The sequence below is a fragment of the Sphingobium sp. Cam5-1 genome (genome assembly GCF_015693305.1).
Lineage (GTDB): Bacteria > Pseudomonadota > Alphaproteobacteria > Sphingomonadales > Sphingomonadaceae > Sphingobium.
The window spans coordinates 2,669,340-2,683,679 of record NZ_CP065138.1 but is presented as its reverse complement, the minus strand read 5'-3'; the positions used below and the strand labels follow the sequence as shown (position 1 = coordinate 2,683,679).

Genomic DNA, 14,340 nt, shown 5'->3' with positions numbered 1-14,340 from the left:
GCCCCTTAAATGTGGATCTCGGTCGGGCGCTTGGCACGAAGCCAGCGAGACGCGAGCAGGCGGGTGAAGGTGACGGCCGTGAACACGCTGGTCGCGATGCCGATCAATAGCACGATAGCGAAGCCCTTGACCGGGCCGGAGCCCAGCGCAAGCATGATACCGCCAGCGATTGCGTGGGTGACGTTCGCTTCGAAAATCGTTCGGCTCGCTTCCTTGTAACCGAACTCGATCGCCTGAACTACGCCGCGCCCGCGCCTTCGTTCTTCGCGGATACGCTCATATATGAGGACGTTGGCATCGACGGCCGTACCGATGGTCAGGACGAAGCCCGCGATCCCCGGAAGCGTCAGCGTCGCCCCCAGCATCCCCATGACGCCAAGGATGACGAGCACATTGATGGCAACCGCCAGGTTCGCATACATGCCAAAGCGGCCGTAGCTGGCGAACATGAAGACGGCGACGGCAGCGACCGCTATGACTGACGCCAACAATCCGGCGCGGATTGAATCGGCGCCGAGCTGTGGGCCGACGGTGCGCTCTTCCACCACGGTCAAGGCAACTGGCAGCTTGCCCGATCGCAGGGCGATGGCGAGCTGGTTGGCGCTTTCAACGGTGAAATTGCCGCTGATCTGGGCGGAGCCGCCGAGGATCGGTTCATTGATGTTCGGCGCCGACAGGACCTGGCCATCCAGGATGATGGCGAAGGGCCGGTTGACATTCTGGGACGTCACCTGGCCGAACTTGCGCCCGCCTGACCCATTGAAGCGGATGTTGACGATCGCCTGGTTGCTCTGGTCGTAGCCCTGCGTCGCGTCGGTCAGGTCTTCGCCGGACACCATGACCTGGCGCTTAACCGCGATCGCCGGAACGCCGGATGGGTTGCCTGGATAAGGAAGCACTTCGCTGCCGACCGGCGCGCGGCCCTGAGCCACTTCCGACGGATTGGCACTGGTATCGACCAGCTTGAATTCCAGCTTGGCAGTCTGGCCGAGCAGATCCTTCAGTGCCTTCGGATTCTGAAGGCCGGGCACCTGGACGACAATGCGATTGCCGCCCTGCTGCTGGATGGTCGGCTCGCGCGTGCCCATTTCATCGATGCGCTTGCGGATGACTTCGGTTGCCACCTCCATCGCGCTCTTGACCGCATTGTCGATCCCCGCCTCGGTCGGCGTGATCACGATCGTCGAACTGTTGACTACTTCGACATTGAAGTCGCGCTGCCCTGTTAGCCCCGCGCCCTGCGTCAGCGGGCGGATGCGCTCCACCGCAGCATCGACCTGCGAGGGATCGCGGACCATGAAGCTGAGCTTCCCGTCGCGGCTGGAAATGTCCCCGACCGAGATACGCGGGCTGCCGCGCCGAAGCTCGGTGCGGACCTGCTCCTCCATGTTGGTGAGGCGCTGCTTCGCCACATCCTGCGTCGATGCTTCGAGCAGAAGATGACTACCACCGGAAAGGTCAAGGCCAAGGTTCACCCGGGTCTGCATGAACCCGGGCAGCCGCTGAACCGCAGAGTCCGGCAGGAAGCTGGGGATGGCGCAGGTGATGCCGATCAGCAAGGGCAGCAGGATCGCTGCGATAGTCCAGCGCGAGAAGTTCAGCATCAGCCGATCAGTCGTTTGCGGGTTTGGCAGTTGCCGGGTCGATGACATCGGTGAGCGTCGATTTGACCGCCTTCACCTTCATGCCCGGTGCCAATTCGACATCGACGTAGAATTCATCGACGCGGGCCACCTTGCCGACAAGGCCACCGCCGGTCACGACCTGATCACCCTTCTTAACCGCGCCAATCTTCGCCTTATGGTCCTTCATCCGCTTCTGCTGGGGACGGATCAGAAGGAAATAGAAAACGACGAAGATGAGGACGAGCGGCGCCATCTGCACCAGCATGGAGGCACCGGACGACTGTTCGCCCGCGGTCTGGGCAAAGGCTGGGGTAATGAACATGGTGGGACTTTCGCCTTAATCTCTTGTCCAGCCGCAGACAGGCAAATGCCTGCGGATCAAGGGCGCGCGGCTAACACAGATCGGGATAGGGAGGCAACATGATTAGGGAAGGAAGAAAGCGGCAAAAAGGGCGCGCCGAAACGCTTGCAAGTTTTCAAACATGCTTCTATGTGCCGCCGCTCCGGTCGGGACGTAGCGCAGCCTGGTAGCGCATCACACTGGGGGTGTGGGGGTCGGAGGTTCGAATCCTCTCGTCCCGACCAAATTCATGAAGGAAATGGTGAAAAGAACGCGTTTTTGCGGACTCGCCTTTCCTGCCCCGGCAAATCCTATTTTTCCTATTTCCGCGCCAGACGCGAAAATCTGCTGTCCTACAGATAACCAAATGGGATAAATGCCCTGCCTCATTCGACGAGGGAGGCGGCTTCATGGATATTTCAGCACTGATTGACGAGGTGATCGCGCGCGAAGGTGGCTATGGTCATCATCCGGCGGATCGGGGGGGACCTACGAATTTCGGGATCACCCAGGCCGTCGCGCGGGCCAATGGCTATGCGGGCGACATGCGGAAATTGCCGCGGTCGCTGGCCGAGACGATCTACCGAAGGCTTTATTGGGAACGGCCGGGCTATGCCTTTGTCGCGGAGGTCGCGCCGGACATCGCCACCGAATTGTTCGACAGCGCGGTGAATATGGGGCCGGGCACGGCGACCGGCTTCCTGCAACGGGCGCTCAACGCGCTTAATCGCAATCAGAAGGACTATCCCGACCTGAAGGTCGATCGCACGATCGGCGCCAAGACGCTGGCGGCGCTGCGCGCATTCATGGCACTGCGCGGAAAGGCAGGGGAGAAGGTCCTGCTGAAGGCGGTCGAGGCCCTGCAAGGGGAACGTTATCTGGCGCTGGCGGAGAGCAGGCCCGCCAACGAGTCCTTCCTCTACGGCTGGTTGGCGAACCGAATTGGTTAGAGGCAGGACGGCAGCGGGGAACCGGAGGCGGCGCGCCGATCGCTGGACGCTGCGGGCGCGGCCAGCCTTTCTTTATGTCATGTACGCCCTGCTGCTGTGGTCGGTGCCGGTGGGGCTGATCGGAGGCATGTGGCCGGAGGGCGCGGCGGCGATCGTCCGGGCGATGCGGGGCTATTTCGAGGCGTTGCCGGAGCCGCTCTATGCGCTGTTTGGCACCGGGTATCTTGGATATACGGCGGCGCGGACCTGGGGGAAGGTGAAAGGGGTGGAGCGGTAGGAGGAGAGCTGCGCTTCGGATCGGGCGTTGCGCGACCCCCTCTCCCTAACCTCGCAGGGAGTCACGCGCCTCCCTGCGACCCCTGAAGGGGAGAGGGGACTTTTTTGCGCTCAAACCCACAAAAATGAGAGGGGCCGCTGGGTAGATAAGTCCCAGCGGCCCATCATTGACATGGTCACAGCGGCCGGAAGTGCCGCCAAACGGAAACGTTGATCGCGCTATCTTTGCAGGCAAGGAAAGCCCGTTCGCGACTGGTCGCGGCAGAGGCTGTTTCAATGTCTGTAAAAACCGACGTTATGACGTCGCTCAGCGGCGCGTTTCCCGAATGGACTTGACCGACCTCACTGCTGAACCATGAGACATCGGATCACCTCCTTTCGCTTGTTAAAGCCCGCGCAGCCCGCCCTGGAAAACCGTTTTTGACCTGGCCACGACATGGACTGTGAATCAGACGGGAAGCATGATCAAGACTTGTAAAATTCTTTTTTCGAATCATAATGGCGCGTCCGCTTGAAAAGCCGATATGGTGCTCTTTAAGTCGATCCTCCCACAAGATGTGCGGCAAGCGGCCGGAAATGGCCCTTTTAGCGGCGGCAGTCCTCGATGACCCGACCGACCTCTGCCCAGGCGGGCAGGATCAGGGTTTCGAGCCCCTGCGCCTCCACGGCGAAATGGCCCCGGCTGTAGGCAATCTGATCCAGCACTGTGTCGCTGGCGGCGCGGACTGCGAGGGTTCCCGAACCGTTCGGCATGGCGGGCCAGCTGACCGCGCCATAGCTGGTGCGGAGCGTGACGTTCCCCTTCCCTGCTCCGGCGCGCAGAAGACTGATCCGGCCTGCGGCGGGATCGCATCGCAAGGAAAGCAGTGTGCCGGATGCGGGACTGGCGAAGGAGGCGACGGATCCCGATCCTTCCGCGCGGTAGCTCCAGTTGCCGGGCGTCGCGGGACGATATTGCCATTCGACCGGTCCGGGAGCGGGTAGAGGTGGCCTTGCCGAGGGCGAGGGCGCCGGGCGCGGAGCTGGCGGCGGGGGCGCTTCTGGGGCGCCGACGCAGGCCGGGAGGAGGAACAGGGATGCGAGGACGGCGGAGGCGGGGAATATGCGCATGCGCCACTCAATGCCCGAGGGGGCAGACCGGGTTCAACTGGAAAAGGATTTTTTGGGCTGGCGTGGCGATATAGTATCAGCGTTGCGCTGGCCCACCCCCCCCCGGCCCCTTCAAACGAGTCACGTGCCTCGTTTGAACGCTTGCGGGAGGGGGAGTGAAGGCGCGCTATCCGCAGAACCGGCTCAGACGCGCCCTCGCCAATTGACAGTTTCGCGCCGAATCGCTAGGGCGCATCGCATCCCGGACACGCTGGTGAGCGGCAGTGCATGGCACTGGCCGTCTTTTTTGCGTCTCGGGGGCTATCGAATCGGCCGAAGTCCTTCTAGGGCTCGGCCCTGACGCTTTGAGATGGGGTGGCGCCAACCGCCCCGTGGAGCAGGAGTACAGATTACCATGGCACGTATTGCGGGTGTTAACATCCCGACCAACAAGCGCGTGATCATCGCGCTCACCTACATCCACGGCATCGGCCGCAAGACCGCCGTCGACCTCGCCGACAAGCTGGGCATCGACCACAGCCGCCGCGTTCAGGACCTGTCGGACGCCGAAGTCCTGCAGATCCGCGAAGCCATCGACGCCGACCTCACCGTTGAAGGTGACCTGCGTCGCGAAACGGCGATGAACATCAAGCGCCTGATGGATCTGGCCTGCTATCGCGGCCTGCGTCACCGCAAGGGCCTGCCGGTTCGCGGCCAGCGCACGCATACCAATGCGCGCACTCGCAAGGGCAAGGCTAAGCCGATCGCCGGCAAGAAGAAGTAATCGTTGAGGGTCAGCCTTTCGGCATGGCCCTCCGGTGACTTCCGCTTTCAACGATTTCAGTAGGATAGAGCAACATGGCACGCGAACCCCAGCGCATTAAGCGGCGCGAGCGCAAGAACATCTCGGCCGGCGTCGCGCACGTAAACGCCAGCTTCAACAACACGATGGTCACCATCACCGATGCCCAGGGCAATGCGATCAGCTGGTCCTCGGCCGGCATGATGGGCTTCAAGGGCAGCCGCAAGTCGACCCCGTACGCCGCGCAGGTTTGCGCCGAAGACGCTGGCCGCAAGGCTGCAGAACATGGCGTGCGCACCCTGGAAGTCGAAGTGAAGGGTCCGGGTTCGGGCCGTGAATCGGCTCTGCGCGCATTGCAGGCCGTCGGTTTCCACATCACCTCGATCCGCGACGTGACGCCGATCCCGCACAATGGCGTGCGTCCTTCCAAGCGCCGCCGCGTCTAACCGCTGCGCTTGAGTTTTCCGGGCGGCGGACGCGCCGCCCGCTAACCCATCTACATCGCCGGGCGGTCCTGTCGGGTTCAGGATTTCAAACGTTCCGGCCTATCCCCAGGGGAAATACATGACTGTCAACATGAAGAACTGGCAGGAATTGAAGAAGCCCAACAGCCTTGAGATCAAGGCGGCGGGCGACGGCAAGCGGAAGGCGACTTTCGTTGCCGAGCCGCTGGAGCGCGGTTTCGGCCTGACGCTTGGCAACGCGCTGCGCCGGGTTCTTCTGTCCTCGCTCCAGGGCGCGGCGGTCACCTCGATCAAGATCGAGAACGTGCTCCACGAATTTTCGTCGCTGGCCGGCGTGCGTGAAGATGTGACGGACATCGTCCTCAACATCAAGCAGGTTGCGCTCCGCATGGAAGGCGACGGTCCCCGCCGCCTGCAGCTGTCCGCCACCGGCCCGGGCGAAGTGCGCGCCGGTGACATCACCACCGTGGGCGACATCGAAGTGATGAACCCCGACCTGGTGATCTGCCATCTGGACCAGGGTGCGACGCTGAACATGGAACTGACCGCTGACGTCGGCAAGGGCTATGTCCCCGCCGTCGCCAACCGTCCGGCCGATGCGCCGATCGGGCTGATCCCGATCGACGCGCTCTATTCGCCGGTGCGTCAGGTCGCCTACAAGGTCGACAATACCCGCGTCGGCCAGGAACTGGACTATGACAAGCTGTCGCTGACCGTCGAAACCGACGGCACCGTCACGCCGGAAGACGCGGTGGCCTATGCCGCCCGCATCCTGCAGGACCAGTTGCAGCTGTTCGTTCACTTCGAAGACGCGCTGCCCGTCGCCGCTCCGGCTGCTGGCACCGCTGCGGCTGCCGCCGCCGAGGGCGAGAGCGACACCAACCAGATCAACCGCTATCTGCTCAAGAAGGTGGACGAGCTGGAACTGTCGGTTCGCAGCGCCAACTGCCTCAAGAACGACAACATCATCTACATCGGCGATCTGGTCCAGAAGACCGAAGCCGAGATGCTGCGCACCCCCAATTTCGGCCGCAAGTCGCTGAACGAAATCAAGGAAGTGCTGTCGTCCATGGGCCTGCGTCTAGGCATGGACATCCCCGGCTGGCCGCCGGAAAATATCGAGGAAATGGCCAAGAAGCTCGAACAGGAGCTGCTGGGCTGATTTGATCCTCCCCGCACGAAGTGGGGGGAGGGGGACCGGCGAAGCCGGTGGAGGGGCCGTCGCGCAAGCGACGGTTTCACCGTCGCCCCCTCCACCATTCGCTGCGCGAATGGTCCCCCTCCCCATCTCACGATGGGGAGGATTAAAGGTGGAATGGGCGACGACCTCTAACGGTTGCCTGGTCTGGGGTACCTCAAACGGCCCCTTAACGAACGGAAGGAAAGACATATGCGTCACAAGGTTGGTCATCGTAAGCTGCAGCGCAGCGCCGGGCATCGTAACTCGCTGCTCCGCAACCTCGCGGCTTCGCTCATCAAGCATGAGCAGATCCTGACGACCACGCCCAAGGCGAAGGAACTGCGTCCCTACGTCGAAAAGCTGATCACCCTTGCCAAGAAGGGTGGACTGTCCAACCGCCGTCTGGCCCACGCCCGCCTGCAGGACGACACCCAGCTGGTCAAGCTGTTCGAAGTTCTGGCCGAGCGCTACAAGGATCGCAACGGCGGCTACACCCGCGTGATCAAGGCTGGCATCCGCGCTTCGGACGCTGCGCCGATCTCGATCATCGAGCTGGTCGACCGCGATGTCGATGCGAAGGGCAAGGATTCAGGTCCGGTCCAGAACGCCGACGCGGACGAGCTGGAAGCGGCCTGATCAAGGGCAAGGCGCGCCTCTTAGGGGCGGCTGGATAAATCGAAACAGGCTGCGGCTCGATGGAGCTGCGGCCTGTTTTGTTTTTGCGCCGCCTACCTCTGCCTCAACGATGCCCCGGCCGCGTTCAGCCGTGCGACAGCCGATCAAGCCTAGACACGTCCCGCAGCTGACAAGGAGTGATGGGATGACCGGCAAGGCGGGTTGGATGACGGGAGCAATGCTGGGCGCGGCGGCACTGGTGCCCGGCAGCATGGTCCATGCACAGGCGCAACCGGATTATGGCTATCCCAGCGCGAGCGACCGGCAGGCGCAGGATGATCCTTATGCGGATGACGATGTGACCGGCGGCGAGGAGCGGGGCAGCCAGGCGCAGGCGCAGCAGCGGGCTGACGATGATTTTTCCGATGTGACGGGCGGGGTGGATGAGCAGGCCGGTTCCCCTCCGCGCAGTCAAGCTTATGCCCGTCCGGGCGAGCGGGCTGAAGACGCGCGGGTCGACCGGGAACGCGAGGAGGCGATCACCGAATGCGCGGTCGCGGCCCGTGACGAGGCAGAGCGGGACGGCGGCTTTGCCGAGGTACGGCAGGTGCAGGAGCCGGTGGAGACGCGCGGGAAATATCAGGTCGAGGGTGACATCGACGCCCGTTCCAGCTGGCGGTCGGAGGACGGCCAGACGCTCCATTTCACCTGTTCGGTGCAGAATGGCCGGATCGCCAATCTCCAGTTTCCCCGGAACCCGGCGGCGCGATAGCCGGGGCCGGAGCGAACCCCTTTTTTTCGGGCCGTGAAACCGCTAGGGGTCGGGCTTCGTCATGGCGTGATTGAACCGAGCCGCGTCAGGAGCGTCCCCGATCCAATGCATGATCCGATCTGACTGGATCGGATTATGCATTATTTGTCTTTTGTTTCCCGCATTTTCCGAGCCAGCAGATGATACCATCTGCTTCGAAAATGCTTTAATGCATGCGCTGAGCAGGTGAGGTCATCTGCTTTTGAAGGCTTAAGGCCGTCGCAGCGCTAGGAGCCATCATGTCCCCGCCGCCCGTCCCGCCTCGTACCGCCGCCATCGCGTTCATCCTTTTGACGGCGATGCTCGATGTCATGTCGATGGGGATCGTCATTCCGGTCGTGCCGCAGCTGATCGAGGAGCTGACCGGATCGACCACGGGCACGGGCTTGTGGAACGGCCTGCTCGTCGCGCTGTGGGCGGTGATGCAGTTCCTGTGTTCGCCGATCATCGGATCGCTGTCGGATCGCTTCGGGCGGCGGCCGGTGATCCTGATTTCCGTTGCCGGGTTGGCGCTTGATTTCCTGCTGATGGCGCTGGCGCCCAATCTGTGGTGGCTGGCGCTGGGGCGGATTCTTGCGGGCGTGACCTCGTCCAGCTTCACTTCCACCTTCGCCTATATGGCCGACATTCTGCCCCCGGAAAAAAGGGCGCGGGGCTACGGGCTGATCGGCGCAGCGTTCAGTGGCGGGTTCGTCGCCGGCCCCCTGCTGGGCGGCATGCTGGGGGAGATTTCGGTGCGGGCGCCTTTCTGGGCGGCGGCGGGCTTTTCCGCCCTCGCCTTCCTCTATGGCCTGATCGTCCTGCCTGAGTCGCTGGCGCCGGAAAAGCGGATGGCCTTTTCGTGGAAACGGGCCAATCCGTTCGGCGCGCTGAAGCTGTTGCGGTCGCATCCGGAGCTGTCGAGCCTCGCCACCGTCAACTTCCTGCTCCATTTCGCCCATCACCTGTTTTCGGCGGTGTTCGTTCTCTATGCGGGCGACCGTTATGGCTGGGGTCCTTGGCAGGTGGGCATATTGTTCGCGCTGGTGGGGATGCTCGACATGGGCGTGCAGGGCCTGATCGTCGGGCCAATGACCAAGCGGCTGGGCGACCGGGGGACGATGATCATAGGACTTTCCTTTGGCGCGCTGGGGTTGGCGGCCATGGGCCTGGCGTCCACGGAGGCATTGTTCATCGCGGCCGTGTTTCCCAATGCGCTGTGGGGGCTCGCCATGCCCACGATCCAGTCGCTGATGACGCAACGGGTTTCAGAATCCGAGCAAGGGCAGTTGCAGGGCGCGAACAATAGCGTCGGATCGATCGCCGGGGTTCTCTCGCCGATATTCTTTGGCGCTATATATAGCCTGTCGGTGGGCGAGCGGCCGGTGTTGCCCTTTATCGGCAGCGCTTTCCTGATCGCTGCGGCGGTTCTGGCTGGCGCGGCGCTGCTCGGCTGGGCGGCGGGGCGGGCGCAGGACGTCCCTTCGCTGGACAAGCGGGGCCAAGCGCACTAACCGCGCCCCATCCCATTTCTCTCGGCTCATAAAGGCGATTCGATGACGCTGCCCCTTCAGGATTCCATCCTTATCGTGGACTTCGGCAGCCAGGTGACGCAGCTGATCGCGCGTCGCGTGCGCGAGGCGGGCGTCTATTCCGAGATCGCGCCGTTCAACAGCGCCGATGCCGCGTTCCAGCGGATGAAGCCCAAGGGCATCATCCTGTCGGGCGGCCCTTCGTCGGTGATGTGGGAGGACAGCCCGCGCGCGCCGCAGAGCTTCTTTGACGCGGGCATCCCGATCCTGGGCATCTGCTATGGCCAGCAGACGATGATGCAGCAGATGGGCGGCAATGTCGAAGGCGGAGAAAGCGGCGAGTTCGGCCGCGCTTTCATCGAGATCAAGAAGCGTTGTGCGCTGTTCGATGGCCTGTGGGCCGAGGGCGAGCGGCATCAGGTGTGGATGAGCCATGGCGACAAAGTGACGCAACTCGCGCCCGGTTTCGAAGTCGTGGCGGTGAGCGAAGGCGCGCCCTTCGCCATGACGGCGAACGAGGAAAAGCGCTTTTACGCGACGCAATTCCATCCCGAAGTCGTGCACACGCCCGATGGCGGCAAGCTGATCGCCAATTTCGCGCGCCATGTCTGTGGCCTGAAGGGCGATTGGACGATGGCCGAGTTCCGCGCGACCAAGATCGCCGAGATTCGCGAGCAGGTTGGCGACGGCAAGGTGATCTGCGGCCTGTCGGGCGGCGTCGATAGCGCCGTGGCCGCCGTGCTGATCCATGAGGCGATCGGCGACCAGCTGACCTGCGTGTTCGTCGATCATGGCCTGATGCGCAGCGGAGAAGCCGAGCAGGTCGTCTCGCTGTTCCGGGGCAGCTACAATATTCCGCTGGTCCATGTGAACGCCGAGACGCTGTTCATGAAGGGGCTGGAGGGTGTCACCGACCCCGAGGCCAAGCGCAAGTTCATCGGCAAGACCTTCATCGACGTGTTCGAAGATGAGGCGAAGAAGATCGGCGGCGCGGCTTTCCTGGCGCAGGGGACGCTGTATCCCGATGTGATCGAGAGCGTGAGCTTTACTGGCGGACCTTCGGTGACGATCAAGAGCCACCATAATGTCGGCGGCCTGCCCGATCGCATGAACATGAAGCTGGTCGAGCCGCTGCGCGAGCTGTTCAAGGATGAGGTGCGCGCGCTGGGTCGTGAATTGGGGCTGCCGGAGATTTTCGTCGGCCGCCACCCCTTCCCTGGTCCGGGCCTTGCCATCCGCATTCCCGGCGAGGTGAACAAGGAACGGTGCGATATCCTGCGCAAGGCGGACGCCGTGTATTTGGAGGAGATCCGTAACGCGGGTCTCTATGACGCGATCTGGCAGGCCTTCGCCGTGCTGCTGCCGGTGCGGACGGTCGGCGTGATGGGCGACCATCGCACCTATGACAGCGTCTGTGCGCTGCGGGCGGTGACGTCGACCGACGGCATGACGGCGGATATCTATCCGTTCGACGCGGCCTTCCTGAGCCGGGTGGCGACGCGGATCATCAATGAGGTCAAGGGTATCAACCGGGTGGTTTATGACTACACGTCGAAGCCGCCGGGCACGATCGAATGGGAATGACGCGGAAATAGCAGGCATCCGGGGGATGCCAGCCCGCGTCATTCGGCACCGAAAGGTGCCGCGCGTTCACCCTTGAGCAACGGCGTTCCTCCATCTGCTCGTTGAGTGCAAAGAAGTGAAGGGCTTCGACAAACTCAGCCCGAACGGGGCTAAGGGGGATTTACACCCCTTGAGCGCGCTATACTCGGGCGGTGGCAGGCTTTAGGCTGGCGGGATGACCAGCCCGCCTCTTGGCCATCCCGTCTACCGGGACATGCCCGCCACCATCTTTGAAAAAATGTCCACTCGCGCGCGGGAGACAGGGGCAATCAATCTGGGTCAGGGGTTCCCGGATGCGCAGGGTCCGGAGGACATATTGCGCGCCGCCGCCGACGCACTGATGACCCGGTCCAACCAATATCCGCCGAGCAGCGGCCTGCCCCAATTGCGCGCGGCGGTGGCCGCGCATTATGGGCGGCATCAGGGACTGGCGTTAACCCCCGAAGAGGTGATCATCACCTCCGGCGCGACCGAGGCGATTGCGGCCAGCCTGTTCGCGCTGGTGCAGCCGGGCGACGAGGTGCTGTTGCTGGCGCCACTTTACGATGCCTATCTGCCTTTGGTGGAGCGCGCGGGCGGGGTGGCGCGGGTGATCAGGCTGACGCCGCCTGACTGGCGCGTGACGCGGGACGCGCTGGAAGCGGCGGTGGGGCCGCGCACGCGCCTGTTGATCCTCAACAATCCGCTCAATCCCAGCGGCAGCGTGATGGACGAGGCGGCGTTGGCCATGCTGGCGTCCTTTTGCGTGGAGCATGACCTGATCGCCATTTGCGACGAGGTGTGGGAGCATGTGACGTTCGATGGCCGGGTGCATCAGCCGTTGATGCGCTTTCCCGGCATGGCCGAACGCACGGTGAAGGTCGGATCGGCGGGGAAGATCTTTTCGGTCACCGGATGGAAGATCGGCTGGATGTGCGCGGCGCCGCCGGTGGCGAGGCTGTTGGGGCGAGCGCACCAGTTCCTGACCTTCACCAGTCCGCCCAATCTGCAATGGGCGGTGGCAGAGGGGCTGGCCAAGCCGGAAGCGTGGTTTGCGGACATGCGGGCGGGCTATCAGGCGTCGCGCGATCGGCTGGTCGAGGGACTGCGACTGGCGGGCTATGACGTGCAGGCGAGTGCGGGCACCTGGTTCGTAACGGTCGATCTGGCCGCTTCCGGGATCGCACTGGACGATGTCAACTTTTGCGAACGAATCATCGAGGAAGCGGGCGTTGCGGCGATTCCGATATCGGCATTTTATCCGGACGCGGCGGTCACGCATCTGGTGCGGCTTTGCTTTTCCAAAAGTGATGCGGTGATCGATGAGGCCGTCGCGCGGCTTGGCCGTTTTCGCCTTATGCTCGGCTGAGGCGCAACTAGCGCTTGCGGCGCCGCGCGACGGCCGCTAGGTTCACCTTTCGTTCCACCGGGGGATCATTAATGGACAGCCTTGCCATCATCCTCAGTCTGGCCGCCCTGATCGCAGGGTTGGCGCTGGGCTGGCTGTTGCGTGGGAAGACGGTGGCGCCGCTGGTGACGGAAAAGGCCGAGCTTGTTGCGAAGCTGGCGCAGGCGGAAGCGCAGCGTAATGGCGCCTTGCAGGAACTGGTCGTGGCGCAGGAGCGGGCGGGCCAAGCGGGCGCGCTGGCGCAGCGACTGGAGGATGAGCGGGCGGCGCGCGGCCTTGCCGAGCGGGAGCTGGCGGCGCTGCAATCCGACGCGCAGGCACGGGCCGAGGCTTTCGAGGCGCAGATCGTGGCGCTGAAGGACGCGAAGGAGCAGTTGTCGGCGCAGTTCAGCGAGATTGGCGGCAAATTGCTGCATCAGGCGCAGAGCCATTTCCTAGAGCGCGCGGACCAGCGGCTGGCGCAGGCGCATGAGAAGAGCGAGGCGCAGCTCAAGCAATTGCTGCATCCGGTCAATGAGACGATCCAGCGCTACGACCAGAAGATCAGCCAGATTGAGCAGCAGCGCACCGAGGCCTACGGCATATTGCGCGGCGAGATTGAATCGATGAAGTCCGGGCAGGAAGCCGTGCGCGCCGAAGCCCAGAGGCTGGTCGATTCGCTGCGCCATGCGCCCAAGGCGCGCGGCCGTTGGGGCGAGCAGCAATTGCGCAATGTGCTGGAGACGTGCGGGCTTTCCGAACATGTCGATTTCCGCACCGAGGTGAGCGTCGAGGGTGAGGATGGGCGGTTGCGGCCTGACGCGATCGTGCGGATTCCGGGCGGCCGCGCTCTGGTGATCGACGCCAAGGTGTCTTTGAACGCCTATCAGGATGCCTATGGCGCGGAGGGCGAGGAGGAGCGCAAGCGGCTGCTGTCCGCCCATGCCGCCGCGATGCGCGCGCATGTCGAGACGCTGGGGCGGAAAAGCTATGCCGACCAGTTCGACGAAGCGCCGGACTATGTCATCATGTTCGTGCCCGGCGAGCATTTCCTGTCGGCGGCGCTGGAGCATGATCCGCAGCTTTGGGATCATGCCTTTGGCAAGCGGGTGCTGCTGGCGACGCCCACCAACCTCATCGCCATCGCCCGCACCGTCGCGGCGGTGTGGCGGCAGGAGAAGATGGCGGACGAAGCCAAGCGGATCGGCGCGCTGGGCAAGGAATTGTACGAGCGCTTGGCGGCTGCGGCGGGATCGCTCAAGAAGCTGGGCAACCGGCTGACCGGGGCGGTCAGTGATTATAACAGCTTCGTCGGTAGCTTCGAGGGACGCGTGCTGGTCACCGGGCGCAAGCTGCGCGACCTCAATATCGAGACGGGCGGGCGCGAACTGGAGGCGCTGGAGCCGGTCGAGGCTCTGGTGCGCGAGCCTGCCTCACCCGAGGCGGTGCGGGCATTGCCCGAGGCTTTGGCCGACGCGGCGGAGTGAGGTTTGTCGGCCGGGGCCTGTTGATTCTGGTTATCGTGAACAAGTGACCGCCACCGGCTGACAAGGGTGGGGCAAGCTGTCCCGGCGCGATTGGAGCATGATCCAATCAGACTGAATTGGATCATGCCCCATTTGTCTTTTCCCGCATTTTCCGAGCCAGCGGATGATGCCATCCGCTTTGAAAATGCTTTGGCGCCTTTG

At 63.5% G+C, this 14,340-nt stretch carries 14 protein-coding genes and 1 tRNA gene; 12 read left to right on the top strand and 3 right to left on the bottom strand.

The features are described 5' to 3' along the window. Positions 1-5: 5 nt before the first annotated feature. Entirely contained in the window at positions 6-1,604 is a 1,599-nt protein-coding gene (gene secD / locus IZV00_RS13325) for a protein translocase subunit SecD (protein ID WP_196226662.1), read from the bottom strand. 7 nt (positions 1,605-1,611) lie between these two features. Beyond that, a complete protein-coding gene (yajC, locus tag IZV00_RS13320; protein ID WP_196225079.1) occupies positions 1,612-1,947 on the bottom strand; it encodes a preprotein translocase subunit YajC in 336 nt (111 codons plus the stop codon). 186 nt (positions 1,948-2,133) lie between these two features. Here yajC and IZV00_RS13315 point away from each other — a divergent pair. The 3 genes from IZV00_RS13315 (at position 2,134) to IZV00_RS13305 (ending at position 3,192) form a co-directional block, all read left to right on the top strand. Next, positions 2,134-2,210, top strand: a tRNA-Pro gene (locus IZV00_RS13315). A 165-nt stretch (positions 2,211-2,375) separates the two neighbouring features. Beyond that, positions 2,376-2,915, top strand: coding sequence for a glycoside hydrolase family 108 protein (locus IZV00_RS13310; protein ID WP_196225078.1), 540 nt, complete (start codon positions 2,376-2,378; stop codon positions 2,913-2,915). Then, positions 2,908-3,192 carry a 3TM-type holin gene (locus IZV00_RS13305; protein WP_196225077.1) on the top strand — a complete coding sequence of 95 codons (285 nt, stop codon included), beginning with the start codon at positions 2,908-2,910 and terminating at the stop codon, positions 3,190-3,192. Before IZV00_RS13310 ends, IZV00_RS13305 begins: the two co-directional genes overlap by 8 nt. A 584-nt stretch (positions 3,193-3,776) precedes the next feature. Here IZV00_RS13305 and IZV00_RS13300 read toward each other — a convergent pair. Next, positions 3,777-4,301 carry a hypothetical protein gene (locus tag IZV00_RS13300; RefSeq protein WP_196225076.1) on the bottom strand — a complete coding sequence of 175 codons (525 nt, stop codon included), beginning with the start codon at positions 4,299-4,301 and terminating at the stop codon, positions 3,777-3,779. Positions 4,302-4,695: 394 nt separating this feature from the next. Here IZV00_RS13300 and rpsM point away from each other — a divergent pair, with 394 nt between their 5' ends. The 9 genes from rpsM to rmuC all read left to right on the top strand — a co-directional run bounded on the left by rpsM (position 4,696) and on the right by rmuC (position 14,139). Next, positions 4,696-5,064 carry a 30S ribosomal protein S13 gene (gene rpsM / locus IZV00_RS13295; protein ID WP_007707977.1) on the top strand — a complete coding sequence of 123 codons (369 nt, stop codon included), beginning with the start codon at positions 4,696-4,698 and terminating at the stop codon, positions 5,062-5,064. A 74-nt stretch (positions 5,065-5,138) separates the two neighbouring features. Beyond that, complete coding sequence (gene rpsK, locus IZV00_RS13290; RefSeq protein WP_004208752.1) at positions 5,139-5,528, top strand: 30S ribosomal protein S11; 390 nt, start codon at positions 5,139-5,141, stop codon at positions 5,526-5,528. A gap of 118 nt (positions 5,529-5,646) precedes the next feature. Continuing rightward, positions 5,647-6,708 (top strand): DNA-directed RNA polymerase subunit alpha, encoded by a 1,062-nt coding sequence (locus IZV00_RS13285; protein ID WP_196225075.1) that lies wholly within the window; start codon positions 5,647-5,649, stop codon positions 6,706-6,708. Between the two features lie 228 nt (positions 6,709-6,936). Then, positions 6,937-7,362 carry a 50S ribosomal protein L17 gene (gene rplQ / locus IZV00_RS13280; protein ID WP_196225074.1) on the top strand — a complete coding sequence of 142 codons (426 nt, stop codon included), beginning with the start codon at positions 6,937-6,939 and terminating at the stop codon, positions 7,360-7,362. A 184-nt stretch (positions 7,363-7,546) separates the two neighbouring features. Further along, on the top strand, positions 7,547-8,113 hold the full coding sequence (locus IZV00_RS13275) for a hypothetical protein (RefSeq protein ID WP_230463221.1): 567 nt from the start codon (positions 7,547-7,549) through the stop codon (positions 8,111-8,113). Positions 8,114-8,391: 278 nt separating this feature from the next. After that, positions 8,392-9,645 carry a TCR/Tet family MFS transporter gene (locus tag IZV00_RS13270; protein ID WP_196225073.1) on the top strand — a complete coding sequence of 418 codons (1,254 nt, stop codon included), beginning with the start codon at positions 8,392-8,394 and terminating at the stop codon, positions 9,643-9,645. Between the two features lie 42 nt (positions 9,646-9,687). Beyond that, entirely contained in the window at positions 9,688-11,247 is a 1,560-nt protein-coding gene (gene guaA, locus IZV00_RS13265; RefSeq protein WP_196225072.1) for a glutamine-hydrolyzing GMP synthase, read from the top strand. Between the two features lie 214 nt (positions 11,248-11,461). Continuing rightward, positions 11,462-12,634, top strand: a complete 1,173-nt coding sequence (locus tag IZV00_RS13260) for an aminotransferase (RefSeq protein WP_196225071.1) — start codon at positions 11,462-11,464, stop codon at positions 12,632-12,634. Positions 12,635-12,705: 71 nt separating this feature from the next. Further along, on the top strand, positions 12,706-14,139 hold the full coding sequence (rmuC, locus tag IZV00_RS13255; RefSeq protein ID WP_196225070.1) for a DNA recombination protein RmuC: 1,434 nt from the start codon (positions 12,706-12,708) through the stop codon (positions 14,137-14,139). Positions 14,140-14,340: the final 201 nt, after the last annotated feature.

Bases quoted from the DNA above. Each gene is read 5' to 3' on its own strand.
- guaA (WP_196225072.1), top strand. From the start codon at position 9,688: ATGACGCTGCCCCTTCAGGATTCCATCCTTATCGTGGACTTCGGCAGC.
- IZV00_RS13285 (WP_196225075.1), top strand. From the start codon at position 5,647: ATGACTGTCAACATGAAGAACTGGCAGGAATTGAAGAAGCCCAACAGC.
- IZV00_RS13260 (WP_196225071.1), top strand. From the start codon at position 11,462: ATGACCAGCCCGCCTCTTGGCCATCCCGTCTACCGGGACATGCCCGCC.
- rmuC (WP_196225070.1), top strand. From the start codon at position 12,706: ATGGACAGCCTTGCCATCATCCTCAGTCTGGCCGCCCTGATCGCAGGG.
- yajC (WP_196225079.1), bottom strand. From the start codon at position 1,947: ATGTTCATTACCCCAGCCTTTGCCCAGACCGCGGGCGAACAGTCGTCC.
- rpsK (WP_004208752.1), top strand. From the start codon at position 5,139: ATGGCACGCGAACCCCAGCGCATTAAGCGGCGCGAGCGCAAGAACATC.
- IZV00_RS13310 (WP_196225078.1), top strand. From the start codon at position 2,376: ATGGATATTTCAGCACTGATTGACGAGGTGATCGCGCGCGAAGGTGGC.
- rplQ (WP_196225074.1), top strand. From the start codon at position 6,937: ATGCGTCACAAGGTTGGTCATCGTAAGCTGCAGCGCAGCGCCGGGCAT.
- IZV00_RS13300 (WP_196225076.1), bottom strand. From the start codon at position 4,301: ATGCGCATATTCCCCGCCTCCGCCGTCCTCGCATCCCTGTTCCTCCTC.
- IZV00_RS13275 (WP_230463221.1), top strand. From the start codon at position 7,547: ATGACCGGCAAGGCGGGTTGGATGACGGGAGCAATGCTGGGCGCGGCG.
- rpsM (WP_007707977.1), top strand. From the start codon at position 4,696: ATGGCACGTATTGCGGGTGTTAACATCCCGACCAACAAGCGCGTGATC.
- secD (WP_196226662.1), bottom strand. From the start codon at position 1,604: ATGCTGAACTTCTCGCGCTGGACTATCGCAGCGATCCTGCTGCCCTTG.
- IZV00_RS13270 (WP_196225073.1), top strand. From the start codon at position 8,392: ATGTCCCCGCCGCCCGTCCCGCCTCGTACCGCCGCCATCGCGTTCATC.